Genomic DNA, 24,963 nt, shown 5'->3' with positions numbered 1-24,963 from the left:
GTTCTCTTATTGGAGCGGATGTTCAGTGAGCAAGGTAAACAGTTGTTTGAGTGCTTGACCACGGTGAGAGAGCTGTTTTTTACGCATTGGCTCCAGTTGCGCTGAGGAGCACTGTTCTTCTGGCACCCAAAACAGAGGATCGTAGCCAAAGCCGTTACTACCTTGAGTTTGGGACAAGATAAGGCCTTCCCACTGACCATGGCAAACGATCGGTGTCGGATCATTAGCATGGCGCATCAAAACTAATACGCAATGGAAGCGAGCCGTTCTTTGCGCTGGTGGTAGCGCTTTGAGAGCCTCAAGTAGTTTGGCGATGTTCTCTGCATCACTGGCATGCTCTCCGGCGTAGCGGGCAGAATAAATCCCTGGTGCTCCATTGAGATAGTCCACTTCTAAACCTGAGTCATCAGCAATGGCTGCAAGCCCGGTCTCTTTCGCGGCATGGCGAGCTTTGATGATCGCATTTTCAATAAAAGTGGTGCCTGTTTCGGCGACGTCTGAGACATTGAATTCACTTTGTGCGACAACGTCAAAGCCAAAATCGGCCAGTAAACCGGCCATTTCTCTAACTTTACCTTGGTTTCCCGTGGCTAATACTATTTTCTTCATACTTTTCTCGTGGAGAGGGTTGAGTTATGGCTGTACGTAAAACTTTTGCGTAAAACGCAGTTTTCCAGCGCCTTTATTTCCTGCTGAAACATCAATATCAAAGGTAAGATTTTCTTCATGGCTGATAGCAAACTCAGCAAGGTAGTAAATCGCTTGTCCTTCTTTGATGGTTCGAAATTGGAGTGGGCGCGTTTGACCGAGGAGGTTGCGAGCGTGTCCGGAAATTTGTGCCTCTACAGCAGGCTTTCCTAACGAGGCGTTGTCCAATACGCTGATATTTAAAATGGCTGAATAACCATTGCGCGTGAGCTGATAACTTTGTGCCACCTGTGGGGTTAAAAATGTCGAATTAAAGGCAGAGTAATGAACCTCAATATCTTTCATTCGGATCGATTGCTCTGCACTACTTGGTAGGGCAAAACAAGCGAGTAGTAGCGCATATAACCATTGACGCATGGGATCTCCTGATAAAAATGCCCCCCAAACGAGGGGTCAGAGTAACGCTTGGATCTCGACTGGAATGATACAAGGAGAGTGGATGCGTACCTGTTTATGGCGTCCCAATTCTCCTTTTTCTATCTCAATGGCTCCTTTGGCCACTTTGCACTGTTTGGCTAAATATTTGATTAAATGAGCATTGGCTTTACCATCGACCGGTGGTGCGGTGATGGCGAGTTTGAACTCATCGCCATGTAACCCGACCAGAGCATCTCGGCTTGCTTTTGGTTGAATATAGAGTTTCAAGCAGAGATCGGCTCCTTCACACCAAACGGCCTTCATTATAGTTGATACCAAAGAGGGCCGATAATATCGCCCATCAAAAAGTTAGCAAATTGTAATACAATAAACAGCACTAAGACGCTGAGGTCAAAACCACCCATCACCGGAATGATGCGACGAATCGGTGCCAGCATGGGTTCGGTTAATTGATGGAAAACATATTCGATAGGGCTGCGGCCTTGGCTGACCCAACTGAGGATCGCGCGAATCAATAGTACCCAAAACAGTAAGCCGCCAGCCGCTTTAATTAACGAAAGCAGTCCTAAGAATAAAAAGTAGGCACTAAAGCTGGCAGAACCGTTTGAAGCGATAAAAATCAAGGCGAAAAATTTTACGACACATAGCACATAAGCAAACAGTATAGTAGCAAGATCAACGCTACCAATGGAAGGAATCAAACGTCGTAGTGGGCCGACAACCGGCTGTGTCGCTTTCACAATAAATTGTGAAAATGGATTATAGAAATCAGCCCGTGCAGCCTGTAACCAAATTCGCAAAATAACCACCATGATATAAATATCAAACAGGGTGGAGACTAAAAAACTCATTGCATTCATAAGATGCCCTTATTACAAATTTATCGATAGAGTACTGAAACCGTCATTCATTTAAAATAGTTTTTCCATCTCTTGTGCTCGTGTTACTGCGGCACGCATCGCTTTAGCCACAATGTCAGACAATTGATGCTCATTAAAAGTGCGGATCGCTTCCGCGGTGGTGCCACCTTTTGAGGTGACTTGCTCACGTAAAGTGGCAAGCTCAATCTCTGGGTTGGCCTGCACCATTTCCGCTGCCCCGAGTGCGGATTGTTGCACGAGCAGACGAGCCGTTTCTTGATCAAACCCTTGTGCGATTGCTTCCGCTTGCATCGCTTCCATAAAGAGGAAAAAGTAGGCAGGAGCACTGCCTGCAGCAGCAATCACATGATTAATTTCCGCTTCGTGTTTGACCCAACAGGTTTTTCCAACCGCCGACATCAGTTGACGGGTGAATAGTTTGTCCTGCTCTTGAGTGCCTTCCGCGGCAAATAAGCCAGCCATCCCGCGATTAACCAAAGAAGGCGTATTAGGCATCACTCGTACTAAAGCGGGCTGGCAAGCCAATAGTTGATTTAGCCGTGCCACCGATACCCCAGCAGCAATGGAGATCACCAACTTGTTTGAAAAGTCGATAGCTTGGAGCGGTTGACACACTTCTGCCATCAACTGAGGTTTGACCGCTAATACCACAACATCAGCTTGTTTAGCGGCAGCAAGATTATCACTGGTAGTCTGTACGGCATATTTTTCTTTCAGTGAGGTTAAATGTTCTTGCGAAGGGGCACTGGCAATGATGCGCTGTGGATTATAGCCGCTGGCGATTAAACCGGCGATAATCGCGTGTGCCATATTGCCAGCTCCGATAAAAGCGATGGTTCTCTGTTCCATGATTAATCTGTACCCTAATGTTTTATGCTGTGCGGTAATCTCGTTGGCCAAAAATAGCGGTTCCGATACGAACAATCGTACTGCCTGCCGCGATAGCGGCATCCATATCGCCGCTCATTCCCATTGATAATGTGTCAAGATGCGGATAGGTTTTGCCCAGTTGTGTTTTTAATTGCGCTAAACGCTGAAATGCGGCCAGTTGAGCGGAATAGTCTGCCACATTCTCCGGTATCGACATCAACCCTCTTAACGTGAGGTTAGGAAGATGAGAAATCAACTCCGCCAACGGGAGAAGTTCATTTTCAGAAATACCTGATTTCGACATTTCACCGCTGGTATTCACTTGAATTAACACTTGTAGCGGGGGCTTATTGGCTGGGCGCTGCTCACTTAACCTTTGGGCTATTTTGGCCCGATCGATGGTGTGCATCCAATCGAAATGCTCAGCAATGAGCCGTGTTTTATTTGACTGTAGTGGGCCAATAAAGTGCCACTCCAATTTGAGTTCAGGGTGATGTTCGGCAAAATACTGGATCTTATTAACTCCTTCTTGCACATAGTTTTCACCAAATGCGATTTGCCCGGCTTGAGCCGCTTCGAGAATTGCCTCGACAGGTTTTGTTTTACTGACCGCTAAAAGTTGCACAGAGCTTGGAGAGCGTCCACACTTTTGTTGTGCGCTATTAATCTGTGAGGTGATCAGTTGAAGATTTTGTTGAATACTACTCATAGCTCGACTTAACTTAAGGAAAATAAATGGATATTTCAGAGTTACTGGATTTTAGTGTAAAGCATAATGCTTCGGATCTACACCTTTCTGCAGGCGTTCCACCGATGGTTCGCATTGATGGGGAAGTAAGAAAGCTCGGTGTGCCTGCTTTGAACCACTCTGATGTGCATCGATTAATTTTTGAAATCATGAACGATGCTCAGCGTAGTGAATACGAAGAACGATTGGAAGTGGATTTTTCTTTTGAACTTCCTAATGTTGGTCGTTTTCGTGTCAATGCTTTTCATCAAGCTCGTGGCTGCTCTGCTGTTTTTCGAACCATTCCGACGGCGATTCCAACCCTGGATCAGCTCGATGCTCCTGAAATCTTCAAAAAAATTGCCAATTATGAAAAAGGGCTGGTCCTCGTCACCGGGCCAACCGGGTCAGGTAAATCAACCACGCTAGCGGCTATGGTTGATTATATCAATACTCATCACAATAAGCATATTTTAACAATTGAAGATCCGATTGAATTTGTCCACAGTAACCATAAATGTTTGGTGAACCAGCGTGAAGTGCATCGGGATACGCACAGTTTTAAAAATGCGCTGCGCAGTGCGTTACGTGAAGATCCTGATGTGATTTTGGTCGGTGAGTTACGTGATCAAGAGACCATTAGCTTAGCCTTAACCGCCGCAGAAACTGGCCATTTAGTTTTTGGCACGCTACACACCAGCTCAGCGGCAAAAACCATTGATCGAATCATCGATGTGTTCCCCGGTAGTGATAAAGATATGGTGCGCTCCATGCTATCAGAATCGATGCGAGCGGTGATTGCTCAGAAATTATTAAAGCGATTTGGTGGTGGACGTGTCGCTTGTCATGAAATTATGTTAGCGACGCCGGCTATCCGCAACTTGATCCGTGAAGATAAAGTGGCACAGATGTACTCCATTATTCAAACTGGCGCAGCACATGGGATGCAAACGATGGAGCAACATGCGAAGCAATTAATGGCTCAGGGCGTGGTTGAGCCTCAAGAAGTACAAAAAAAGATCGAATTAGAAATATCGACTTTTTAAGAGAGGCGAATGATGCAACTGGATACGATATTACAAGGCATGTTGACGCATAAGGCGTCCGATTTATACATCACGGTGGCCGCACCCATCATCTACCGAGTGAATGGTCAACTGCAAGCTGAGGGAGAACCATTAACCGAATCACAAGTGAAAGCTCTGCTGGCTCGGATGATGGATCTGGATAAACAAAATGAATTGAGTGAAACGCGTGAAGCTAATTTTGCCATTGTACGCGACGATGGACGCTTTCGCGTGAGTGCTTTTTATCAACGAGAATTACCGGGTGCGGTGATTCGACGTATTGAAACCCATATCCCGACGTTTGATGAACTTAAATTGCCAGAGGTATTAAAAGATCTTGCGCTGGCGAAACGGGGGCTTGTCTTAGTTGTTGGGGCTACGGGGTCGGGTAAATCGACAACGATGGCTGCAATGACAGGGTATCGTAATGCACAAAGTAGTGGGCATATTTTGACCGTGGAAGATCCGATTGAATTTGTCCATCCCCATCAAGGTTGTATTGTTACCCAACGAGAAGTGGGCCTTGATACCCAAAGCTATGAAGTGGCACTGAAGAATTCACTTCGTCAAGCTCCAGATATGATTTTGATTGGTGAAATACGCACTCGTGAAACAATGGAATACGCGATGACATTCGCCGAAACAGGGCATTTATGCATGGCAACTTTACATGCGAATAATGCGAACCAAGCGTTAGAGCGAATTTTACATCTGGTGCCAAAAGAGCAAAAAGAGCAGTTTTTATTCGATTTATCGATGAATCTAAAAGGGGTGATTGGTCAGCAACTGATTCGAGATAAACAAGGGCAAGGGCGACACGGGGTATTTGAAGTGCTGCTCAATAGCCCGAGGGTGGCCGACATCATTCGCCGTGGTGAGTTGCATGAACTGAAACCTACCATGGCAAAATCAACAGAAATAGGAATGCAAACCTTTGACCAAGCGCTTTATCGTTTGGTGATGGATGAGCAAATCAGCGAACAAGATGCGCTACATAGTGCCGACTCAGGTAATGATTTAAGATTGATGCTCAAAACCCAGCGAGGGGAGAGTTATGCCTCTGGAGCGCTGGATGATATTAAAATCGATATGGATTAAGTTTGTTTGCCGTCCCCAACCAACATTGGGGATGGCGCTTTTCTACGCTGACCACTGCCTCTCAAACCAACTTTCCAGAATAACCACAGCGGATTGGCAGTCGATATTGCCTTTACTTAATGCTTTGTAGCCGCCCCTAGAAAAGAGTTCAGAACGAGCTTCTTTGGTCGATAAGCGTTCATCATGCAGTTCTACCGGCAAACCAAAGCGCCCATGTAGGCGATTGGCAAATTTTTTTGCACGTGGGGTAATCGTTTCTAGTGCATTTCCTTGTAAGTCGGTGGGGAGCCCAACCACTAATAAATTGGGCTGCCACTCTTTGATCTGTTTGGCTATTTCATCCCAATTCGGAATGCCGTCGGTGGCTTTAAACGCTTTGAGTGGCGAAGCGGTTCCAGTAATTTCTTGACCAATAGCGCTGCCAATACTTTGGGTTCCATAGTCAAAGGCCATGATGGTGCGTGACATAATTAAATTCTCATAACAATATCGCCTTTAATTGTCATTAAAGGCGATACAAGGTTAGGCATGTCCAGATTGAGGAGACAATTGAATAGGGTCGATCCCCAGTTTTTTTATCGCCTTATGCCATTTTTCATGCACAGGCGTATCAAAAATCAAGTCGGCATCGGCTTCTATGGTTAGCCATGAATTTTCGGTCAACTCCTTCTCCAATTGGCCGGGAGACCAACCGGCATAACCAAGCGCAACGATATAACCATTTGGTTCAGCATCAGTACCTAACACGCTGAGGATATCTTTTGAGGTTGTTACCGAGATATCATCGGTCATTTGAATGGTCGATTCATAATGATCTTTGGGTTTATGCAACACAAAACCGCGATCTTCTGAGATAGGCCCACCGTTAAATACCGGTTTGTTGAGACTTTGATCCCGAGACTGGGGGTAAGCAGGTTCAATTTCCACCTGCTTTAACATACCGCTGACGGTAATATCGATAGGTGCGTTGATCATGAGCCCCATCGCGCCCTCTTCATTATGTTCGCAGAGATAAATGACACTGCGTTTGAAGTAAGGATCCTGCATGTTTGGCATAGCAACGAGAAAATGATTAGTTAGGTTCATCTAATCTTCAATCCTTTAGCGTTCAGGAGCCATGGGCTCCTACATGGATAAAGCTTTAATACGACGTTCGATGGCATCCATTAGTTTTCCGGTAATTGAAATGTCAAATGCGGTTTCAATTTCACGGATACAAGTTGGACTGGTGACGTTTATTTCAGTCAGTTTATCACCAATGACATCCAGACCGACAAAGATCAGCCCTTTTTCTTTCAAGATGGGAGCGACCGCTAAAGCGATGGCTTTATCGGTTTCACTTAATGGGCGAGCTTGACCTGTTCCTCCAGCGGCTAAGTTACCGCGAGTTTCACCTTTTGCGGGAATGCGTGCTAAGCAGTAAGGCATTGGTTCACCATCCACAACTAAGATTCGCTTATCGCCATTGCTAATATCGGGGACGAAGGTCTGTGCCATACAATAGTTTTGCCCGTGATTGGTCAGCGTTTCAATGATCACCGAGACGTTTGGATCGCCTTCTTTTACTCGAAAGATAGACGAACCGCCCATACCATCTAATGGTTTTAATATCACATCGCCATGTTGCTGGCGAAAGGCTTTAATCTTTTCTGCTTTACGGGTCACTATTGTGGTTGGTGTTAATTCTGGGAACCAAGCGGTAAAGAGTTTTTCATTACAGTCGCGCAGGCTTTGCGGCTTATTGACAATCAAGGTGCCTTCATCTTCTGCGCGTTCAAGAATATAGGTCGCATAAATATATTCTGTATCAAAAGGGGGATCTTTACGCATTAAAATCACATCAAGTTCAGCCAAGGCTAGGGTTTGTTGAGATTTAAACTCATACCAACCATTAGGATCTTGTTTGACTTCAACAATTTTGGTATCGGCCATAGCGACACCTTGATCTAAGTGTAAATCAGCCATTTCCATGTAGTGGATTTGATAACCACGGCGCTGGGCTTCTAACAGCATGGCAAAGCTGGAATCTTTTTTGATATTGATGGACGAAATGGGGTCCATGACGATACCGAGTTTAATCATTGGGAACTCCTTTAGCCAAGATCGCCGAAGCGAACTTGTAGGGCGGTAATAGCGGTGAGTGCTGCGGTTTCTGTTCTAAGCACTCGAGGTCCAAGCAGCGTTTCTGAAAAGTGATATTGTTCGGTCATGGTTATTTCTTGGGCCGATAACCCCCCTTCTGGGCCAATCAACAAACGCACTTTATTGACGGGTGCCGGCAGGGTGTTAATTGAATATTGCGCTCTTGGATGTAAATTGAGTTTGAGGGCATCGCTTGGTTCTGCGCACCATGCTTCCAATGTCATAATGGGACGAATCACCGGGACACGATTTCGGCCGCACTGCTCACAGGCAGCAATGGCGATTTTTTGCCACTGTTGCAGTTTTTTCTCGAAACGTTTTTCGTCAAGTTTGACGCCACAGCGTTCAGATAACAGCGGCGTAATGGTATTGACTCCCAGCTCAACAGATTTTTGAATGGTAAATTCCATTTTATCCCCACGAGACACAACTTGCCCTAAGTGTAAGTTAAGCGGGGATTCCATGCTGTTTTCAAAGCGCTCAATGACGTCTACTAGCAGTTGCTTTTTGCCTACCTCTTGGATAACCGCTGGGAATTCAGCATCAGAGCCATCAAACAAACAGACCGCTTGACCGGGCTGCATACGCAACACACGACCAATGTGGTTGGCGGCATCATCACTTAGTGCAAGGGAGCCTAACTGAGTGATCGGAGAAGGATGATAGATTCGTGGAATACGCATGCCGAGTTCCTAGTGATTGATGATATACCCAAGCGGTGTTTAACTCGCGATTGGGGGGCTGTGATTCGCTGTTCGGGTGTATAACATGGATGCTGATACGATAAAAAACAAGGGGTAAAGTTCAAGATACCCTCGCAAGGGATCATAGCTCACCTAGCGATAACTGCAACGATTTTGCTAAGCGTCAAGAAGCAGAGCGGTGATACGCTCTGCTGTCTCATCGGTCGTTAAGGGTGATTGATAGGGCACTGATTGTAGACAAAGGGGTTATGGTTGCCTTGAATTTTAGCAATTCGTCGATCACGTTCACATTCCCATTCGTCAACTGGATATTGGCTATCCCATACCTGCATCAATTGGGCTTGCTGTTTCGATAAACGAAAACCGTATTGCTGGCTCATATACCAATAAGTTCGGGCAATGGCTCCGCGTGCGCGTGCCGGTGGCATGGCCTTTCGTTGAGCAAAATTGACTTGCATTTCACACTGCCCATAAGTGACGCCATCAATACCATTCCATTGACTAAAATTAAAGTTAGAACGATCACCGTTAACCTCACCAATTGCCGGAGTCAGGTTGTGTAAATCGGCTTCCATTTGGCGAAAATGTTGGTCATGGCGCGTGCAATTTTTTCGACCGCCTTCTTGCCAGCATTGCAATTGATGGCCAAATTGCCAAGCGGGGACCACATGTTCCCACTCTATACGATTGGCTCGTACGGCTTGTTTACGTATTTGGTAGCCACAAGACTCAAGCTCAGGAAGCCCTTTTTTTCCTTTCCAAGTAATGTTACATCCGCAGTAAAAACTGATCGGATGCTGTTGATAAATCGTGATTGCCGCTTTTTTGGCTTGAGAAAAAGAGGTGGGTGCAGAAGCAAATAGCCCACGACTAAAGAGCAGTAGGCATATAGTGGATAGCAAACGAAAATGAAACATAATTTAGACTGGTTTTAGTATGATTTTTCTCAGTCTAACACTCAAAAAATGGCCTGCCTATCCATTAGGGAAGCGAACGATTAACGAGTTAGCTGTTGGCCGGTAAAATGTAGTGGCTGTTGACAGCGTCGGCAGCGATAAGTGGCTTGTTGACGTAATACTTTATTATGGCGGCGTATCGACAGCGGATAGCTTTGGCATGAACACCGATATTCGAATGTTTTACCTTGGACAGAATGGACATTAAACGAGTGAGTGGTGCGCGGAACACATTGAAACACCTGTGACATTATCTGTTGCCATTCTGCACCATGAGGACGAACTCGACCATATTGATGATAAGTGATGAGGTGGGCAATTTCATGGGGGATGACTTCGGAGAGAAACGCATGTGTGTTTTCTACAAATAAAATAGGATTTAAACGAATTTCCCATAGCTGAAGATAGGCTTTTCCTGCCGTTTTGCCTCGCAGTTTAAAGTTGAGACTCGGCAGAGGGAATGGATAAGCAAAATAGTCACTAGCCAGTTTGATGCAGTGTTCTATTTGCCGGTAAGCGCGATAGTGTAATTCAAAGTCAAACAAGGGGAACTCCCAATAAAAAACCCCAGCCGAGGCTGAGGTTCTATTATATCAATAAGTATTGATTTACTTAATACCAGCAAAATCACGCAATTGGGCCGCTTTATCGGTTGCTTCCCATGGGAATTCCTCTCGACCAAAGTGGCCATAGGCTGCGGTTTTCTTATAAATTGGTTGCAGTAAGTTCAGCATCTCTTGTAACCCATAAGGGCGGAGATCAAATAATTGGCGTACCGCCTCAATGATAATATCATGTGAGACTTTTTCTGTGCCAAAAGTCTCCACCATAATAGACGTTGGATCAGCTACGCCAATCGCGTAGGAAAGCTGAATTTCACAACGATCAGCCATACCCGCGGCCACAATGTTTTTCGCCACATAACGAGCAGCATAAGCAGCGCTACGGTCAACTTTGGATGGATCTTTACCTGAGAATGCTCCACCACCGTGGCGAGCTGCGCCGCCATAGGTATCAACGATAATTTTACGTCCGGTTAAGCCACAGTCGCCCATTGGGCCACCAATCACGAAACGACCCGTTGGGTTGATAAAGAATTTGGTCTCTTTGCTTAACCATTCGGCTGGTAAAACGGGTTTGATGATTTCCTCCATGACGCCTTCACGTAGATCGGCGGTGGAAACCGAATCACTGTGTTGCGTTGACAGAACGACAGCGTCAATGCCGACGATGTTTCCTTGATCATATTGGAAGGTAACTTGCGATTTCGCATCAGGGCGTAGCCATTCAAGCGTACCGTTTTTACGAACTTCAGCTTGGCGTTGCATTAAGCGATGAGCATAAGTAATGGGGGCCGGCATGAGTACGTCAGTTTCATTACACGCATAACCAAACATGATGCCCTGGTCGCCCGCGCCTTGTTCTTTCGGATCAGCTTTGTCAACCCCTTGATTTATATCTGGAGATTGTTTGCCAATCGTATTGAGTACTGCACATGAATTGGCATCAAATCCCATATCCGAGTGAGTGTAACCAATCTCACGTACAGTGTGACGAGTGAGTTCTTCAATGTCGACCCAAGCTGAAGTGGTGATTTCGCCGCCAACCATCACCATGCCAGTTTTGACATAAGTCTCACAGGCGACGCGTGCTTTCGGATCTTGTTCTAAAATGGCATCAAGTACCGCGTCAGAGATTTGGTCGGCAATTTTATCTGGATGACCTTCTGATACGGATTCAGAAGTAAACAAGTGTTTAGCCATGATAGCTCCAAAAAGTTATATCAGTAACGAGCAGTCAACGAGAATGACTGAACGATGAAATTGTTCAATATGTAGGCGTTTCTACATCTAGACGTCTATTCTAGTTTTCAGCGCTTAAATTACAAGCTCTTTTTTAGTTTATCTTATAGCCAAACGTTTGCTCAAAATTATGAGATTTTTATCGTTATACCGAAATATGTGGTAACACCTTGCAAAAATAGAATAAATCACCAGCAAAAGGTTTGCAGAGCCCGAGGGGCTTTGCGACAATACTGACCTCGATTTTTACTCATCTCGCTTACTTCCCATTTAGGAGTTGACATGTCTTCTCGCAAACAACTTGCCAATGCGATCCGTGCTCTGAGCATGGACGGCGTTCAAAAAGCTAATTCTGGCCACCCGGGTGCCCCGATGGGGATGGCGGATATCGCTGAAGTGCTGTGGCGTTCACATTTAAACCACAATCCACAAAACCCACACTGGGCTGATCGCGACCGTTTTGTCTTGTCTAATGGTCACGGTTCTATGCTAATTTATTCACTGTTACACCTAACAGGATACGAGCTTTCGATTGACGATCTAAAAAATTTCCGTCAGTTACACTCGAAAACGCCAGGCCACCCAGAATATGGTTATGCGCCAGGTATTGAAACAACAACTGGCCCACTCGGGCAAGGCATTACTAATGCCGTGGGGATGGCGATTGCAGAAAAAGCATTAGCCGCTCAATTTAATAAACCAGGCCACGATATTGTCGATCACTTTACTTATGTGTTTATGGGTGATGGCTGCTTAATGGAAGGCATTTCTCATGAAGCGTGTTCACTTGCTGGTACGCTTGGCCTTGGCAAACTGATTGCTTTTTGGGATGACAACGGCATCTCTATTGATGGTCATGTAGAAGGATGGTTCTCTGACGATACACCAAAACGCTTTGAAGCTTACGGTTGGCATGTTATCCCAGCGGTTGACGGCCATGATGCGGATGCGATTCATGCCGCGATCGAAGCGGCAAAAACGGAAACGTCTCGCCCAACCCTCATTTGTACCAAAACCATTATCGGGTTTGGCTCTCCTAATAAAGCCGGCTCACACGATTGCCATGGTGCGCCACTAGGCAACGATGAAATCAAAGCGGCTCGTGAATTCTTAGGTTGGGAACACGCACCATTTGAAATTCCTGCGGATATTTATGCACAGTGGGATGCTAAACAAGTCGGTGCAAGCAAAGAAGCGGCTTGGAATGAGAAATTTGCTGCTTACGCGAAAGCTTACCCAGCAGAAGCCGCAGAATACAAACGCCGCGTAGCGGGTGAATTGCCAGCTAATTGGGAAGCTGCCACCAGCGAGATTATCGCTAACCTGCAAGCCAACCCTGCCAATATTGCTTCACGTAAAGCGTCTCAAAACGCGCTCGAAGCGTTTGGTAAGTTATTGCCAGAATTTATGGGCGGCTCGGCGGACTTAGCGCCATCAAACCTCACTATGTGGTCAGGATCTCAATCTCTAACGGCAGAAGATTTTTCCGGTAATTATATCCATTATGGCGTGCGTGAATTTGGCATGACGGCGATCATCAATGGTATCGCTCTGCATGGCGGCTTCGTTCCTTACGGTGCGACCTTCCTGATGTTTATGGAATACGCCCGTAACGCGATGCGTATGGCTGCGTTGATGAAAGTACAAAACATCCAAGTGTATACCCATGACTCGATTGGTCTCGGTGAAGATGGCCCAACTCACCAACCGGTGGAGCAAATGGCTTCCCTGCGTTTAACACCAAACATGAGCACATGGCGTCCTTGTGACCAAGTGGAATCAGCCGTTGCTTGGAAACTGGCGATTGAGCGTAAAGATGCGCCTTCCGCGTTGATCTTCTCGCGTCAAAATCTCGCTCAGCAACCTCGCACTGAAGCGCAAGTGGCTGATATTGCCAAAGGGGGTTACATCCTTAACGATTGCGCTGGCAAACCAGAGCTTATTTTGATTGCGACCGGCTCTGAAGTTGAGCTAGCGATTAATGCAGCGGCAGAGCTGACTGCGCAAGGTAAACAGGTGCGTGTGGTCTCAATGCCTTCTACCGATACCTTTGATAAGCAAGATGCCGCGTATCGTGAAGCGGTATTACCTGCAGACGTGACCAAACGTATCGCGATTGAAGCAGGCATTGCTGATTTCTGGTATAAGTACGTTGGTTTTGGCGGCAAGATCATCGGCATGACGACTTTTGGTGAATCAGCGCCCGCGGATCAGTTGTTCAAAATGTTTGGTTTTACGACAGAAAATGTCGTGAAAACAGCCAACGAATTACTGGCATAATCAACCGCTAAACGCAGCAGATAAACGAAGCCTTAGTATTGAAACTAAGGCTTTTTCTTTTTTACCGCTTATCCCCTTCTTACTTGAAGTTGCTGGGGTGTTGGCTACGTTCGTTGACCGAATCACATCGCCTCCAAGTTGTTTGGGTATATGATGTTTAATCTTGTTGCCATTCTACCGGTATCGCTTGACGTACGGCTTCAATTAGTAATCTTAATCGTAATGGATGTCGACCAATCGGGTAAAAGGCGTGTACGTCAATCGGAGATGACTTCCAACCCTTAAGGCAGGCAGATAAGCTGTTTGGATGCGCTCGTTCAAAGCCATTAGCGATCCAGGTCGGAAGTAGCCCGACGCCCCGTCCTTTTGCAATCGCATCAGCTTGCATGGCTAGATTATCGCTTTGTAGGCGACTTTCCATAACCGGTAAGGTGTAGTGACCTAACGTATTATGGTGTAATTCCAATGCCTTATGATCAACAGTGATAAAGTCAATCCATGGATGATGAAGCAATTCTTGTGGGTGCTGTAATGGCGCATGGGTAGCAAGGTAGTCAGGAGAAGCATACACCGTATGGTGCCATTGTCCTAATGGCTCACGGTGGTAACCTGTCGGAGAGATAGGCCCAACCCATATTATTAAATCTGGGTCTAATAGATGCTCGGCCAACTGAAACTGGCTATGCAGCTTGATCTTGATATGCTGATGTTCTTGCATGAATGCATCTAAAATTTTACTCATCCATCCTCTGATTAAGCTGGGATGAATAACCAAGGTCAGCTCGCCACTCACTTGGTTATTCAGTTCGTGAATGGCTTCTTGACCTTTTACCGCCAGATCGAGCAATTGTTCAGCGTAAACTGAAAAAATCTCACCCGCCTTAGTGAGTGATAGTTTATTTCCCTGCCGAGTCACTAAAGTTTGTGCTAAATCGGTTTCCAATTGGGTAATGCGTCGACTTAGGGTGGACTTCGGTTGGGATAACGCTTTGGCTGCAGCGGTAAGGCTTTTGTATTGACAGAGTGCATAAAACGCGCGTATTGCACTGAGATCCTGCATGATGGGGATACCTTTGTTAGTGAAAATTCACTGGTTGTTCCAAAAGTGGTCTGAACTATTCCATATCTGCCTCTTTTATATTAAGCGAAAATGTGAATAATTCCTTTTTCCAATTAATAATAATTATCATTTATGGAGTGGTAAATGTCTAGACCTAACCTGACTCAAGTTTCTATTGCCGTTTCTCTAGGGATATTGGCCTGTGCTCATGTCAATGCTCAACCGGTTGTTCAAGCGGATGAAACTCTTGTCGTGACAGCCGCAGGATTTGAACAGAGTGTCCAAAACGCCCCCGCAAGTATTAGTGTGATCTCCCGTGATGAACTGGAGTCTCGTTATTATCGTGATGTGACCGATGCGTTACGTAGTGTCCCCGGTGTCGTAGTTACAGGAGGTGGAGATAAAACCGACATCAGTATTCGTGGTATGGGCTCTAGCTATACATTAATCCTTGTTGATGGTCGTCGTCAGTCTTCGCGCCAAACTCGGCCAAATAGTGATGGCCCAGGAATTGAGCAAGGGTGGTTGCCACCGTTGCAATCGATAGAGCGTATCGAAGTCATTCGTGGCCCGATGTCTACCTTATATGGATCAGATGCTATCGGCGGCGTTATCAACATCATTACTCGAAAAGATCAGAAAAACTGGTCAGGTAATGTCCAGCTTAGCAGTGTCATTCAAGAAAATCGTCAATCCGGAGACGAGCAGAGTGCCAATTTTTTTGTAACGGGCCCTTTAAGTGATGCGCTGTCATTGCAGCTCTACGGCCAAACCACTCAGCGTGATGAAGATGACATTGAGTACGGCTATGGTGATAAGTCGCTACGTAATTTGACCTCAAAATTAACCTATCAATGGAATGAACGTCACCGCCTTCAATTTGAGGCGGGCGTTTCCGCTCAAGATCGGACGAACCATGTGGGTAAATCGGCTCAGGCAACTGGATGTCGAGGCGTCTGTAGTGATAATGAAAATGAATATCGTCGTACTCACTTTGCATTAGGTCACCAAGCTGATTGGAGCAACCTTGGCCAGTCAGATAGTTATCTTCAGTATGAGGAAAATAAAAATAATAGCCGTAAAATGACGATTGAAAATACGGTATTTAAAACCAGTTTAGTCATGCCGATGGAGAACCACACGACAACGTTGGGTTTTGAAGGCAGCCATGGAAAATTGGAAGACTTCACTTCGAATACGATATCTGATCGGACAAGTATTTCTAACTCTCAATGGGCCGCATTTGTCGAAGACGAATGGGCGTTACTAGACAATGTTTCTTTAACGTTTGGTGGTCGATTTGACTATGACCAACAATATGGCTCGCACTTTAGTCCTCGAGCTTATGGGGTATGGAACCTTGATCCGAATTGGACCATTAAAGGTGGGGTTTCGACAGGCTTTAGAGCACCACAGTTACGAGAAATTACCGCAAACTGGGGGCAGGTGAGTCGTGGCGGTAATATCTACGGTAACCCAGATCTAGAACCAGAGAAATCAGTTAATAAAGAGCTGAGCTTGCTGTATTTTGCTCCGTCGGGCTTAAATACTTCGTTAACCGTATTCCATAATGATTTTAAAGATAAAATTACTCGTGTTGCCTGCCCAGCAGACATTTGTACCGATGGTCCAAACCAGTGGGGAAATGTGCCTACTTACCGAGTGAATGTGGATAAAGCGGAAACTTACGGCTCCGAGGCGACACTCGAGTTACCAGTCACACAAAATATCGACTTTAAGGTGAGTTATACGTATACCCATTCAGAGCAAAAATCTGGCGCATTTAAAGGTAACCCCCTGTTACAGTTGCCAAAACATTTAGCTAGTGCCGATCTCTCCTGGCAAGCTACCGAGTTACTCAATAGTTGGGCTAAAGTTACCTATCGTGGTAAAGAGATGAAACCGGAAGGTGGCGCTTCAAATGATGATTTGATTGCCCCTGATTATACCTTTGTCGACATGGGCGTTAGTTATTCACTTACCCCAACAGCGACCGTGAAAGCGGCTGTGTATAATCTGTTTGATAAAGATGTCGGCTATGACGAGTATGGCTATGTGGAAGATGGTCGCCGCTATTGGCTAGGGCTGGATGTGGCATTTTAAGCCTCTAAATCTAAATATTGACAAGCCTCCTTGCAAGGGGGCTTGCTTTTATCGAGTGAATCATAGCTAGAAAGAAAGCTGAAAATAGAAGATGAATCCTCCGGTATTAATCGTTAACATTGGGATGACGAATAGTTAGGATCTTCTCTCATGTTAAAAGTAGCCATTAACGGGTTTGGGCGGATTGGCCGAAATGTTTTACGGGCAATCTATGAAAGTGGTAAATATCAACAGATCAGGGTTGTGGCCGTTAATGAGTTGGCAAAACCCGAAGCGATGGCTCATCTACTGCAATATGATAGTACCCATGGCCGTTTTGCTAAAAAAGTTTCTCACGATCAAGAACATATCTATATCCACCATGAACATAGTGAAGTGGATCGAATTCGAATTTTGCACCTACAAGACATTCCACTACTGCCTTGGCGAGATCTTAATGTGGATATTGTACTTGATTGTACCGGTATGTTTGGTTCGCAAGCTGACGGTTTACTACATATTGAGGCCGGAGCAAAAAAAGTCCTTTTTTCTCATCCCGGAGCCGCTGATTTAGACAATACCATCATTTATGGTGTCAATCACGAAACCCTGACTGCAGGACATCGCATTGTATCGAATGGGTCTTGTACCACGAACTGCATTGTACCGATTATTAAAGTGCTGGATGATGCCTTTGGGATTGATTCAGGAACGATAACGACCATTCACTCTTCAATGAACGATCAACAAGTCATTGATGCTTATCATGGCGATCTCCGCCGCACTCGGGCGGCTAGCCAGTCCATTATTCCTGTGGATACCAAGTTGCATAAAGGGATTGAAAGAATATTTCCGAAATTTTCTAACAAATTTGAGGCGATTTCGGTCAGGGTACCCACAGTCAATGTGACTGCAATGGATTTAAGTGTCACATTGAATACAAATGTGAAAGTTAATGACGTAAATCAAACCATTATTCACGCATCTCGGTGTACATTAGACGGCATTGTTGACTATACTGAAACACCGTTAGTTTCCATCGATTTCAACCACGATCCTCACAGTGCGATTGTGGATGGGAGCCAAACGCGAGTAAGCAATGGGCAACTAGTAAAAATGCTTGTCTGGTGCGATAACGAATGGGGGTTTGCTAACCGTATGTTGGATACGGCACTGGCAATGCAGGCCGCACAATAAGGCTTAAATGCTTAGGGATATTTTTATTTTTTGCATTGAAATAAATAGATCTCTTCCCCATATCAGTAAGTAGCTTGAGAATTTACAGGCTCGGCAGGATCGCCGAGTTGATGAAAAACTTCAATTTCTTTAAATATTTGAGAGGACAAACCATGTCTGTAATCAAGATGACTGACCTGGACTTAGCAGGTAAACGTGTCTTTATCCGTGCTGATCTAAACGTGCCAGTAAAAGAGGGTAAAGTAACTTCTGATGCTCGTATCCTAGCATCACTACCAACCATCAAACACTGTTTAGCCGTGGGTGCAAAAGTAATGGTGACCTCTCACCTTGGCCGCCCTACAGAAGGTGAATACGCAGAAGAGTTCTCGCTACAACCTGTTGTGAATTACCTAAATGATGCTCTTGATTGCGAAGTCAAATTAGCGAAAGATTACCTTGATGGTATCGAGCTAAATGCTGGCGAATTGGTTGTCCTAGAAAACGTTCGCTTCAACAAAGGCGAGAAGAAAAACGAAGAAGAATTATCTAAAAAATACGCTGCATTGTGTGACGTATTTGTCATGGATGCATTTGGTACTGCTCACCGTGCACAAGCTTCAACTCACGGCGTCGGTATGTTTGCTCCAATCGCTTGTGCTGGCCCTCTATTGGCTAACGAACTTGAAGCATTAGGCAAAGCGATGGACAAACCAGCTCGCCCAATGGTTGCTATCGTTGGTGGTTCTAAAGTTTCAACGAAGCTTACCGTGCTTGAATCATTGTCGAAAATTGCTGACCAATTGGTTGTTGGTGGTGGTATCGCCAATACCTTTATTGCCGCTGCAGGCCATAATGTCGGTAAGTCTCTGTACGAAGCTGATCTTGTTGATACAGCGAAGAAACTGATGGAAGAGTGTGCGATTCCTGTCGCTACTGACGTGGCTTGCGCCAAAGCATTTGATGAAAATGCAGAAGCAGAAATTAAACACGTTTCTGAAGTTCAAGACGACGACATGATCTTCGACCTTGGCCCTGAATCAACCGCTGCTCTTGCTGAAATTCTAAAAGGCGCAAAAACCATTCTATGGAATGGCCCTGTTGGGGTATTTGAATTCAAAAACTTCGAAGCTGGTACTCGCGGTATTTCTGAAGCGATTGCAGCTTCTGAAGGCTTCTCGGTTGCAGGTGGTGGTGATACGTTGGCGGCCATCGATAAGTTCGGTATTAAAGCGGATGTATCGTACATCTCGACTGGTGGTGGTGCGTTCCTTGAGTTTGTAGAAGGTAAAGTATTACCAGCCGTAGAAATGCTTGAAACACGCGCTAAAGCATAATCATCGAATAATAAGCGGGAGCCATCTCCCGCTTTGTTGTTTGCTGCACTGCCGGTTTTTATCTGTTAGAATACCTCCAGTTGTGAGCAAACGTTTGCAAGAATTTAAACTTACCGTTTTTATTTTTAAAACGACAGAAAATAGGATCAAATCCATGTCTAAGATCTTCGATTTCGTAAAACCTGGTGTAATTTCTGGCGACGACGTTCAGAAAGTATTTGCTGTAGCAAAAGAAAATAATTTTGCTCTTCCAGCAGTTAACGTAGTAAACACTGACTCTATCAACGCAGTTCTTGAAGCGGCAGCGAAAGTAAAATCGCCAGTTGTTGTTCAGTTCTCGAACGGTGGCGCAGCTTTCTTTGCAGGTAAAGGCATTAAACTTGAAGGCCAAGGTGCACAAATTCTTGGTGCGGTTGCCGGTGCAAAATACGTACACGCGGTTGCTGAAACTTACGGCGTGCCAGTTATTCTGCATACTGACCACGCAGCGAAGAAATTACTTCCTTGGATCGATGGATTGCTTGACGCTGGCGAAAAATACTTCGCTGAAACAGGTAAGCCTCTTTTCTCTTCTCATATGATCGACCTTTCTGAAGAGTCACTAGAAGAAAATATCGAAATTTGTGCTAAATACCTAGAACGTATGGCAAAAATGGGTATGACTCTAGAATTTGAACTCGGTTGTACCGGTGGCGAAGAAGATGGTGTTGATAATTCAGATATGGATTCTTCTGAGCTATACACTTCTCCAGAAGACGTTGCTTATGCTTATGAGAAACTTATCTCAATTAGCCATCGTTTCACTATCGCTGCATCGTTCGGTAACGTACACGGTGTTTACCAAGCAGGTAACGTGGTACTAACTCCAACAATTCTACGTGATTCACAAGCGTATGTTTCTGAGAAATTTGGGCTTCCAGCGAATTCTCTAAACTTCGTATTCCACGGTGGTTCAGGTTCTTCTGAAGCAGAAATCAAAGAGTCAATCAGCTACGGTGTTATCAAAATGAACATTGATACTGATACTCAATGGGCAACATGGGATGGCGTTCGTAAATACGAAGCTGAAAATCATGATTATCTACAAGGCCAAATTGGTAACCCAACTGGCGAAGCGGCACCAAACAAAAAATACTATGATCCACGCGTATGGCTACGTGCAGGTCAAGCATCAATGGTGGCACGTTTAGAAAAAGCATTCGCAGATCTTAATGCAATCGACGTATTATAATTAACGTCGTTATTTATTGATTAAGCCCGCTCAGTATTGAGTGGGCTTTTTTTATGAGGGGTGGAGAAAGCATCGCTTTTTGCTTAAAAAATAACGTATTATCTGGTGGATTTATACCCAAACGATGTGATTGGGATGAACGAACGTAGCCAACACTTGCAGCTTCAAGTAGGAAGAGCATATCAATGATTACATACGCTAAGAAGTTGAGCCGTTTTTTCAAAGAATCATTTTGGTAAGATCAGCATGATCGAGGCGAGTATTTAGTTTATTGTATCGTTAACCGTGCTAATGTCTTAATCATATGAATATTTTAATGATGAGAAGGGAAGTTTAATATGGCTAGTGAATCTCTAAGTATAGACGTACCAGTCGTTGAAAGTTTTAATCAGGTGAATACTTGGTTGCAAAGTCATTCTGATCTATTGATTCAGTATGGCGTCAATATCATTTCGGCGATTCTTATTCTATTTATTGGTAATATTGTCGTTAAAATGATTGCCGGAAGTGTTAGTAAGCTACTGAAAAGTAAACAGATGGATAAAGCCGTGGTCGACTTTATTCATGCTTTAGTCCGTTACACCTTATTTATTGTGGTGCTGATCGCCGCACTGGGTCGTCTTGGGGTACAAACAGCTTCTGTGGTTGCGATTATTGGTGCGGCAGGTTTAGCGGTTGGCTTAGCTCTACAAGGATCGTTATCTAATTTTGCCGCTGGTGTTTTAATTGTGGCTTTCCGCCCATTTAAATCGGGTGATTATGTCGAGATGGCGGGAACCGCTGGTTCTGTGGATTCTATCCAGATCTTTCAAACCATCTTAAAAACACCGGATAATAAAATGATCGTTGTGCCGAATTCAGCGGTGATTGGCGGTGCTATTGTAAACTACTCTCGTCATGATACCCGTCGTGTCGATTTACTGATTGGCGTGTCTTATTCATCTGATTTAAATAAAACGAAACAAGTATTGCGTGAAGTCGTTGAGCGAGATCCCCGTGTTTTAAAAGAGCCAAAAGTAACGGTTGAAGTACATCAACTCGCCGACTCTTCAATTAATTTTATTGTTCGTCCCTGGGTAAAAAGTACCGATTATTGGCCAGTTTATTGGGAGCTATTGCATAAAATCAAAGAAGCTTTAGACGAAAATGGTATCGACATTCCATTCCCACAAATGGATGTACATTTAAACAAATTGAACTGATCTTAGTCAGCATGACAGAAAAAATAACGAAGGCTAGCCTTCGTTATTTTTTAGGTTTATATACCCCGCATACATCAATGTCTTGTGTGACGTTGGAGCTAGAACTAGAACTAGAACAGGGAGCACTGTTGTTCCAAGAGCAAGGATTAAGCGTCGGGAAAGTGAAAATCGAGTTAGGGCAACTTACCAATAACTCACAGAAAATTCACATCCAGTTCGTTATGATCAGGCAAGATGACACTCTGCCTAGCCAGAGTGACAGAGAGTAAGACTCGGCGGGCAGAACATTATTTATCCAGATAAGGTGAGTTATATGAAATGGTTTCCTCAGTTTGTGATTGCTTTGTGTAGCTTGATTGCTGTAAGTGCTCAGGCTCAACAGTTTAATTTTCCCCACATTGTAACTACTGGCTATGGGGAGGTGACAGCTGTCCCCGATCGTGCTCAATTCTCCGTCAAAGTCGTTGAAACGAATATGAATGCTGAACAAGCCAAAGCGAGAGTTGATAACGTTGTGGCTGAATTTACTTCACAATTGAAGCAATCAGGAGTTGAGGCCGAAGCTATTTCTAGCTCTAACCTCTATTTAACACCGCAATACCATTACCCTAAATCGGGTCAGCCTGAGCTACTTGGCTACCGCGCTCAACGCAGTATTACGGTAGAAGTGACCAAGGTGAGCCAGCTTAATCAATATTTAGATTTAGCCTTGGCGCAAGGTATTAATCAAATTGATAACGTGCAGTTGAAAGTCAGTGAACAAGAAAAATACCAAGCACAAGCAAGAATGGCCGCCATCACGGACGCAAAAATAAAAGCGCAGTCTTTAGCCTCGGGGTTTAACGCTAAGCTTGGTAGTGTATGGCGGATTGAATACCATGCAATCTCGGCACAACCCGTGTTAATGCGTAGCGCAAATATGAGTGAGCAAGCATTAGTGAATGATACGTATCAAGATTCTACGTTGGTAATACGAGATCGAGTGGATGTGATCTATAAATTAATACCGTAACCTTGGTCATTATCTGGTTTTAATCCATTCGGTCTTGGCAGCAATAGCCGTTACCTCCTTCCCATTTGAAATTGCAGTGCTGCTCGTTTTGATGGGGCAGCCTAAGCACAAGGTTTATCCAGCGGTATCGGGTTTATTTACTTGCTGATGACCTGCAATTTCAAGCTGTTTGGGTATTTGTAACTTCATTTCGTCTATTCAGGCTGGTAGTTTTATATTCAATGGTCAATAAATGCTGCTATAATAACCAACTTGATTGAATTCATCATGTTTGAATAGGGTTATGAGACTTTCTAGAATTGTTATTTTTCTTCTCATTACCACGATTCTCATTACCTCTTCTATTATTGCCTACTATTCGCAGCGTTATCAGCAGGTTACCGAAAAAAGCTTGTTGAATACTGCTCAGCAAGCGCTCATTCAGTTAAATTATAATGTACGTGAATATAACAATATTGAAGATCAGCTTTTCTCTGTTATAAATTTATTGAGTCACGGACAAGCAACTCATCACTATGCCCTTTCTGAAAGTAAATTGAATCAGTCGAGTCTGGAAGCCATTTTTATCTCAGTGGCTGAAAACCAAAAATGGTATAACTCGATTTTTTTTCTTAATAACAGTGGGGGCGTGAGTTTAAAAGTCGATTATTCATCGGTGACTCAACGAGCCACGCCAGTAGCTGAACCATTTATTTATCCACAACCGGATCTACTGCTCTACGCAAATCAATTAAGTAAAGAGCAAGTCGGTATTTGGGTAGTCAGTGGCGATAACAGTAATATTCCTTCATTACAACTAATTACACCGATCATTATACAGAACCAGCGTTATGGCTACGTCGTTGTTGATGTTGATCTTTGGCGATTATCTTATCGGCTCAATTATTCACTTGAAGAAGATTTACACCCTCAAATAGTTACCGAGCAAGGGCTCTATCTTACTCAAAAGTTAGCGCATCATAGTTTAATGAAACCGGGCGTTATTTTTGACCAATTGGTCAGTCAGTTTCCTGACACTTGGCACGCTATGCGCACAGAAAACAGCGGTTATCGAGTAGAGAATGGACATCTTATTGTGTTTCATCAAGTTGCTCTTTCAGATCAGCGTAAATTTTATTTAGTGATCGATTTAACGCCCAATCAGCTATCTCAACGCGCTGCCCGTGATTTGAATGATTTAGTTAAAGAAGGCATCTTTGTTTTTTTATTGGTGCTTATCTTTGTTTTACCGACCATTTCGATGTTATTACATTACCATCGAAGAAATATGGAAAGTAAGTTAGCGAGAGCCGCGCTCAGTGGTACATCTGCGGTGATGATTTCAGATCGATCACATCAAGTTATGGCGGTGAATGATGAATTTGAAAAAATTACAGGTCTATCAAGAAGTTGGGCTTTAGGGCGTAATGCACTTAAGGTTCTTCTGTCTCATCATGGTCTTCAGTTTGTGATGGAAGTGTTGGAGGCGGTTACTAGCGACTATTTATGGGAAGGAGAAGTTGAATTCACGTCTCCCCAAGGGCAGATGTTGACAACGATTATCCGCATTCAGGCCATTTTAGAGGGCGGAAAAGTCAGCTACTACATTACTTCTATTATTGATATCAGTGAGCGAAAAGCTTTAGAGAACAAACTACGGGAACTGAGTGAGAAAGATGGTTTAACGCATATATGGAACCGTCGTAAATTTGAACAAGAGTTACGTATTCAAAGCCAGTTGATTGGACGTGATGATGGACATCATACCTGCTTAGCTCTACTTGATATTGATTTTTTTAAACGAATTAATGACGAGCAAGGTCATGATCAAGGCGATCGAGTAATTAAAGGGATTGCGCATCAAATGCTGATCCAATTAAGAACTAGCGATTTTATTGCTCGAATCGGCGGAGAAGAATTTGCCGTAATCATGCCCCATACTCAGCTCGAAGATGGCTATTTAATTATTGAAGAGTTGAGAAAATCAATCGCATCGCAAGAGAGTCTTTCTGTTTCGATCAGTGCCGGAGTCACTGACTTGAGCAAGGATATTACCCGTTCGTATAAATGCGCTGATATTGCGCTGTATGAAGCAAAAACATCGGGACGTAATCAAGTTGCGATTTGTCGTAGCAACGACGATATTGCTTAGTTTGTATTTTGCTGATTAGGATAAAATGCGCTATTACTGCTGAATAGTTAGTGGCCAACAGCGGGCGAGTGGTCGCTTCGAGTCGCAAGGACGTTGTATCAAGCGTTTGTTGGCTGGTG

General features: G+C 44.4%; 25 protein-coding genes. 11 read left to right on the top strand and 14 right to left on the bottom strand.

Going from position 1 to position 24,963, the window contains the following annotated elements; genetic code table 11:
- Positions 1 to 6 precede the first annotated feature (6 nt).
- From FKN05_RS07670 to FKN05_RS07645, 6 genes are read right to left on the bottom strand one after another with little or no spacing between them, the layout of a single operon-like run.
- Positions 7 to 609, bottom strand: coding sequence for an XTP/dITP diphosphatase (locus FKN05_RS07670; protein ID WP_170887189.1), 603 nt, complete (start codon positions 607 to 609; stop codon positions 7 to 9).
- A gap of 24 nt (positions 610 to 633) precedes the next feature.
- On the bottom strand, positions 634 to 1,065 hold the full coding sequence (locus FKN05_RS07665) for a DUF4426 domain-containing protein (RefSeq protein WP_161427755.1): 432 nt from the start codon (positions 1,063 to 1,065) through the stop codon (positions 634 to 636).
- Between the two features lie 36 nt (positions 1,066 to 1,101).
- Entirely contained in the window at positions 1,102 to 1,389 is a 288-nt protein-coding gene (gene yggU / locus FKN05_RS07660) for a DUF167 family protein YggU (RefSeq protein WP_099611725.1), read from the bottom strand.
- Positions 1,389 to 1,946: a YggT family protein gene (locus FKN05_RS07655; protein WP_099611726.1), complete on the bottom strand. Its 558-nt coding sequence runs from the start codon at positions 1,944 to 1,946 to the stop codon at positions 1,389 to 1,391. The genes yggU and FKN05_RS07655 overlap by 1 nt, the downstream gene beginning before the upstream one ends.
- Positions 1,947 to 1,997: 51 nt before the next feature.
- Positions 1,998 to 2,816 (bottom strand): pyrroline-5-carboxylate reductase, encoded by an 819-nt coding sequence (gene proC / locus FKN05_RS07650; protein ID WP_099611727.1) that lies wholly within the window; start codon positions 2,814 to 2,816, stop codon positions 1,998 to 2,000.
- 22 nt (positions 2,817 to 2,838) lie between these two features.
- Complete coding sequence (locus FKN05_RS07645; protein WP_099611728.1) at positions 2,839 to 3,546, bottom strand: YggS family pyridoxal phosphate-dependent enzyme; 708 nt, start codon at positions 3,544 to 3,546, stop codon at positions 2,839 to 2,841.
- A 26-nt stretch (positions 3,547 to 3,572) separates the two neighbouring features.
- On the opposite strand from FKN05_RS07645, the gene FKN05_RS07640 reads away from it, so the two are divergent.
- Together FKN05_RS07640 and FKN05_RS07635 are read left to right on the top strand one after the other, a co-directional pair.
- Entirely contained in the window at positions 3,573 to 4,610 is a 1,038-nt protein-coding gene (locus FKN05_RS07640) for a type IV pilus twitching motility protein PilT (RefSeq protein ID WP_099611729.1), read from the top strand.
- Between the two features lie 12 nt (positions 4,611 to 4,622).
- Positions 4,623 to 5,729 carry a PilT/PilU family type 4a pilus ATPase gene (locus FKN05_RS07635; RefSeq protein WP_099612019.1) on the top strand — a complete coding sequence of 369 codons (1,107 nt, stop codon included), beginning with the start codon at positions 4,623 to 4,625 and terminating at the stop codon, positions 5,727 to 5,729.
- A gap of 42 nt (positions 5,730 to 5,771) precedes the next feature.
- Here the strand turns inward: FKN05_RS07635 and ruvX are convergent, their stop codons facing one another.
- The 7 genes from ruvX to metK form a co-directional block, all read right to left on the bottom strand.
- The gene (ruvX, locus tag FKN05_RS07630; protein ID WP_099611730.1) at positions 5,772 to 6,197 is read right to left on the bottom strand and encodes a Holliday junction resolvase RuvX; all 426 of its coding nucleotides are present in this window, start codon (positions 6,195 to 6,197) and stop codon (positions 5,772 to 5,774) included.
- A gap of 54 nt (positions 6,198 to 6,251) precedes the next feature.
- A complete protein-coding gene (locus tag FKN05_RS07625; protein ID WP_099611731.1) occupies positions 6,252 to 6,815 on the bottom strand; it encodes a YqgE/AlgH family protein in 564 nt (187 codons plus the stop codon).
- 39 nt (positions 6,816 to 6,854) lie between these two features.
- Positions 6,855 to 7,811: a glutathione synthase gene (gene gshB, locus FKN05_RS07620; RefSeq protein ID WP_099611732.1), complete on the bottom strand. Its 957-nt coding sequence runs from the start codon at positions 7,809 to 7,811 to the stop codon at positions 6,855 to 6,857.
- A gap of 11 nt (positions 7,812 to 7,822) precedes the next feature.
- Positions 7,823 to 8,554 (bottom strand): 16S rRNA (uracil(1498)-N(3))-methyltransferase, encoded by a 732-nt coding sequence (gene rsmE / locus FKN05_RS07615; protein ID WP_099611733.1) that lies wholly within the window; start codon positions 8,552 to 8,554, stop codon positions 7,823 to 7,825.
- 227 nt (positions 8,555 to 8,781) lie between these two features.
- The gene (locus tag FKN05_RS07610; protein WP_099611734.1) at positions 8,782 to 9,492 is read right to left on the bottom strand and encodes an endonuclease; all 711 of its coding nucleotides are present in this window, start codon (positions 9,490 to 9,492) and stop codon (positions 8,782 to 8,784) included.
- 80 nt (positions 9,493 to 9,572) lie between these two features.
- Complete coding sequence (locus FKN05_RS07605; protein ID WP_099611735.1) at positions 9,573 to 10,076, bottom strand: SprT family zinc-dependent metalloprotease; 504 nt, start codon at positions 10,074 to 10,076, stop codon at positions 9,573 to 9,575.
- Positions 10,077 to 10,139: 63 nt separating this feature from the next.
- Positions 10,140 to 11,294: a methionine adenosyltransferase gene (metK, locus tag FKN05_RS07600; protein ID WP_099611736.1), complete on the bottom strand. Its 1,155-nt coding sequence runs from the start codon at positions 11,292 to 11,294 to the stop codon at positions 10,140 to 10,142.
- A gap of 321 nt (positions 11,295 to 11,615) precedes the next feature.
- On the opposite strand from metK, the gene tkt reads away from it, so the two are divergent.
- Positions 11,616 to 13,613, top strand: a complete 1,998-nt coding sequence (gene tkt, locus FKN05_RS07595) for a transketolase (protein ID WP_099611737.1) — start codon at positions 11,616 to 11,618, stop codon at positions 13,611 to 13,613.
- A gap of 157 nt (positions 13,614 to 13,770) precedes the next feature.
- Here tkt and FKN05_RS07590 read toward each other — a convergent pair whose 3' ends face one another.
- On the bottom strand, positions 13,771 to 14,673 hold the full coding sequence (locus FKN05_RS07590) for a LysR family transcriptional regulator (RefSeq protein ID WP_099611738.1): 903 nt from the start codon (positions 14,671 to 14,673) through the stop codon (positions 13,771 to 13,773).
- 144 nt (positions 14,674 to 14,817) lie between these two features.
- Here FKN05_RS07590 and FKN05_RS07585 point away from each other — a divergent pair, with 144 nt between their 5' ends.
- The 8 genes from FKN05_RS07585 (at position 14,818) to FKN05_RS07550 (ending at position 24,844) form a co-directional block, all read left to right on the top strand.
- The gene (locus tag FKN05_RS07585; protein WP_099611739.1) at positions 14,818 to 16,776 is read left to right on the top strand and encodes a ligand-gated channel protein; all 1,959 of its coding nucleotides are present in this window, start codon (positions 14,818 to 14,820) and stop codon (positions 16,774 to 16,776) included.
- Between the two features lie 150 nt (positions 16,777 to 16,926).
- On the top strand, positions 16,927 to 17,952 hold the full coding sequence (gene epd / locus FKN05_RS07580; protein ID WP_099611740.1) for an erythrose-4-phosphate dehydrogenase: 1,026 nt from the start codon (positions 16,927 to 16,929) through the stop codon (positions 17,950 to 17,952).
- A 152-nt stretch (positions 17,953 to 18,104) separates the two neighbouring features.
- Positions 18,105 to 19,268, top strand: a complete 1,164-nt coding sequence (locus tag FKN05_RS07575; RefSeq protein ID WP_099611741.1) for a phosphoglycerate kinase — start codon at positions 18,105 to 18,107, stop codon at positions 19,266 to 19,268.
- A gap of 154 nt (positions 19,269 to 19,422) precedes the next feature.
- Entirely contained in the window at positions 19,423 to 20,499 is a 1,077-nt protein-coding gene (fbaA, locus tag FKN05_RS07570) for a class II fructose-bisphosphate aldolase (protein WP_099611742.1), read from the top strand.
- Between the two features lie 338 nt (positions 20,500 to 20,837).
- Complete coding sequence (locus tag FKN05_RS07565) at positions 20,838 to 21,701, top strand: small-conductance mechanosensitive channel MscS (protein ID WP_099611743.1); 864 nt, start codon at positions 20,838 to 20,840, stop codon at positions 21,699 to 21,701.
- Positions 21,702 to 21,712: 11 nt separating this feature from the next.
- Entirely contained in the window at positions 21,713 to 21,970 is a 258-nt protein-coding gene (locus FKN05_RS07560; protein ID WP_099611744.1) for a hypothetical protein, read from the top strand.
- 44 nt (positions 21,971 to 22,014) lie between these two features.
- A complete protein-coding gene (locus FKN05_RS07555; RefSeq protein WP_099611745.1) occupies positions 22,015 to 22,713 on the top strand; it encodes an oxidative stress defense protein in 699 nt (232 codons plus the stop codon).
- 283 nt (positions 22,714 to 22,996) lie between these two features.
- Positions 22,997 to 24,844: a sensor domain-containing diguanylate cyclase gene (locus tag FKN05_RS07550; protein WP_170887188.1), complete on the top strand. Its 1,848-nt coding sequence runs from the start codon at positions 22,997 to 22,999 to the stop codon at positions 24,842 to 24,844.
- Positions 24,845 to 24,963: the final 119 nt, after the last annotated feature.

The sequence above is a fragment of the Vibrio sp. 1-1(7) genome, assembly GCF_013048485.1.
GTDB lineage: Bacteria > Pseudomonadota > Gammaproteobacteria > Enterobacterales > Vibrionaceae > Vibrio > Vibrio fujianensis.
This window is presented reverse-complemented; position numbering and strand designations above follow the sequence as displayed.

Bases quoted from the DNA above. Each gene is read 5' to 3' on its own strand.
- FKN05_RS07670 (WP_170887189.1), bottom strand. From the start codon at position 609: ATGAAGAAAATAGTATTAGCCACGGGAAACCAAGGTAAAGTTAGAGAA.
- FKN05_RS07665 (WP_161427755.1), bottom strand. From the start codon at position 1,065: ATGCGTCAATGGTTATATGCGCTACTACTCGCTTGTTTTGCCCTACCA.
- yggU (WP_099611725.1), bottom strand. From the start codon at position 1,389: ATGAAGGCCGTTTGGTGTGAAGGAGCCGATCTCTGCTTGAAACTCTAT.
- FKN05_RS07655 (WP_099611726.1), bottom strand. From the start codon at position 1,946: ATGAATGCAATGAGTTTTTTAGTCTCCACCCTGTTTGATATTTATATC.
- proC (WP_099611727.1), bottom strand. From the start codon at position 2,816: ATGGAACAGAGAACCATCGCTTTTATCGGAGCTGGCAATATGGCACAC.
- FKN05_RS07645 (WP_099611728.1), bottom strand. From the start codon at position 3,546: ATGAGTAGTATTCAACAAAATCTTCAACTGATCACCTCACAGATTAAT.
- FKN05_RS07640 (WP_099611729.1), top strand. From the start codon at position 3,573: ATGGATATTTCAGAGTTACTGGATTTTAGTGTAAAGCATAATGCTTCG.
- FKN05_RS07635 (WP_099612019.1), top strand. From the start codon at position 4,623: ATGCAACTGGATACGATATTACAAGGCATGTTGACGCATAAGGCGTCC.
- ruvX (WP_099611730.1), bottom strand. From the start codon at position 6,197: ATGTCACGCACCATCATGGCCTTTGACTATGGAACCCAAAGTATTGGC.
- FKN05_RS07625 (WP_099611731.1), bottom strand. From the start codon at position 6,815: ATGAACCTAACTAATCATTTTCTCGTTGCTATGCCAAACATGCAGGAT.
- gshB (WP_099611732.1), bottom strand. From the start codon at position 7,811: ATGATTAAACTCGGTATCGTCATGGACCCCATTTCGTCCATCAATATC.
- rsmE (WP_099611733.1), bottom strand. From the start codon at position 8,554: ATGCGTATTCCACGAATCTATCATCCTTCTCCGATCACTCAGTTAGGC.
- FKN05_RS07610 (WP_099611734.1), bottom strand. From the start codon at position 9,492: ATGTTTCATTTTCGTTTGCTATCCACTATATGCCTACTGCTCTTTAGT.
- metK (WP_099611736.1), bottom strand. From the start codon at position 11,294: ATGGCTAAACACTTGTTTACTTCTGAATCCGTATCAGAAGGTCATCCA.
- tkt (WP_099611737.1), top strand. From the start codon at position 11,616: ATGTCTTCTCGCAAACAACTTGCCAATGCGATCCGTGCTCTGAGCATG.
- FKN05_RS07590 (WP_099611738.1), bottom strand. From the start codon at position 14,673: ATGCAGGATCTCAGTGCAATACGCGCGTTTTATGCACTCTGTCAATAC.
- FKN05_RS07585 (WP_099611739.1), top strand. From the start codon at position 14,818: ATGTCTAGACCTAACCTGACTCAAGTTTCTATTGCCGTTTCTCTAGGG.
- epd (WP_099611740.1), top strand. From the start codon at position 16,927: ATGTTAAAAGTAGCCATTAACGGGTTTGGGCGGATTGGCCGAAATGTT.
- FKN05_RS07575 (WP_099611741.1), top strand. From the start codon at position 18,105: ATGTCTGTAATCAAGATGACTGACCTGGACTTAGCAGGTAAACGTGTC.
- fbaA (WP_099611742.1), top strand. From the start codon at position 19,423: ATGTCTAAGATCTTCGATTTCGTAAAACCTGGTGTAATTTCTGGCGAC.
- FKN05_RS07565 (WP_099611743.1), top strand. From the start codon at position 20,838: ATGGCTAGTGAATCTCTAAGTATAGACGTACCAGTCGTTGAAAGTTTT.
- FKN05_RS07560 (WP_099611744.1), top strand. From the start codon at position 21,713: ATGACAGAAAAAATAACGAAGGCTAGCCTTCGTTATTTTTTAGGTTTA.
- FKN05_RS07555 (WP_099611745.1), top strand. From the start codon at position 22,015: ATGAAATGGTTTCCTCAGTTTGTGATTGCTTTGTGTAGCTTGATTGCT.
- FKN05_RS07550 (WP_170887188.1), top strand. From the start codon at position 22,997: ATGAGACTTTCTAGAATTGTTATTTTTCTTCTCATTACCACGATTCTC.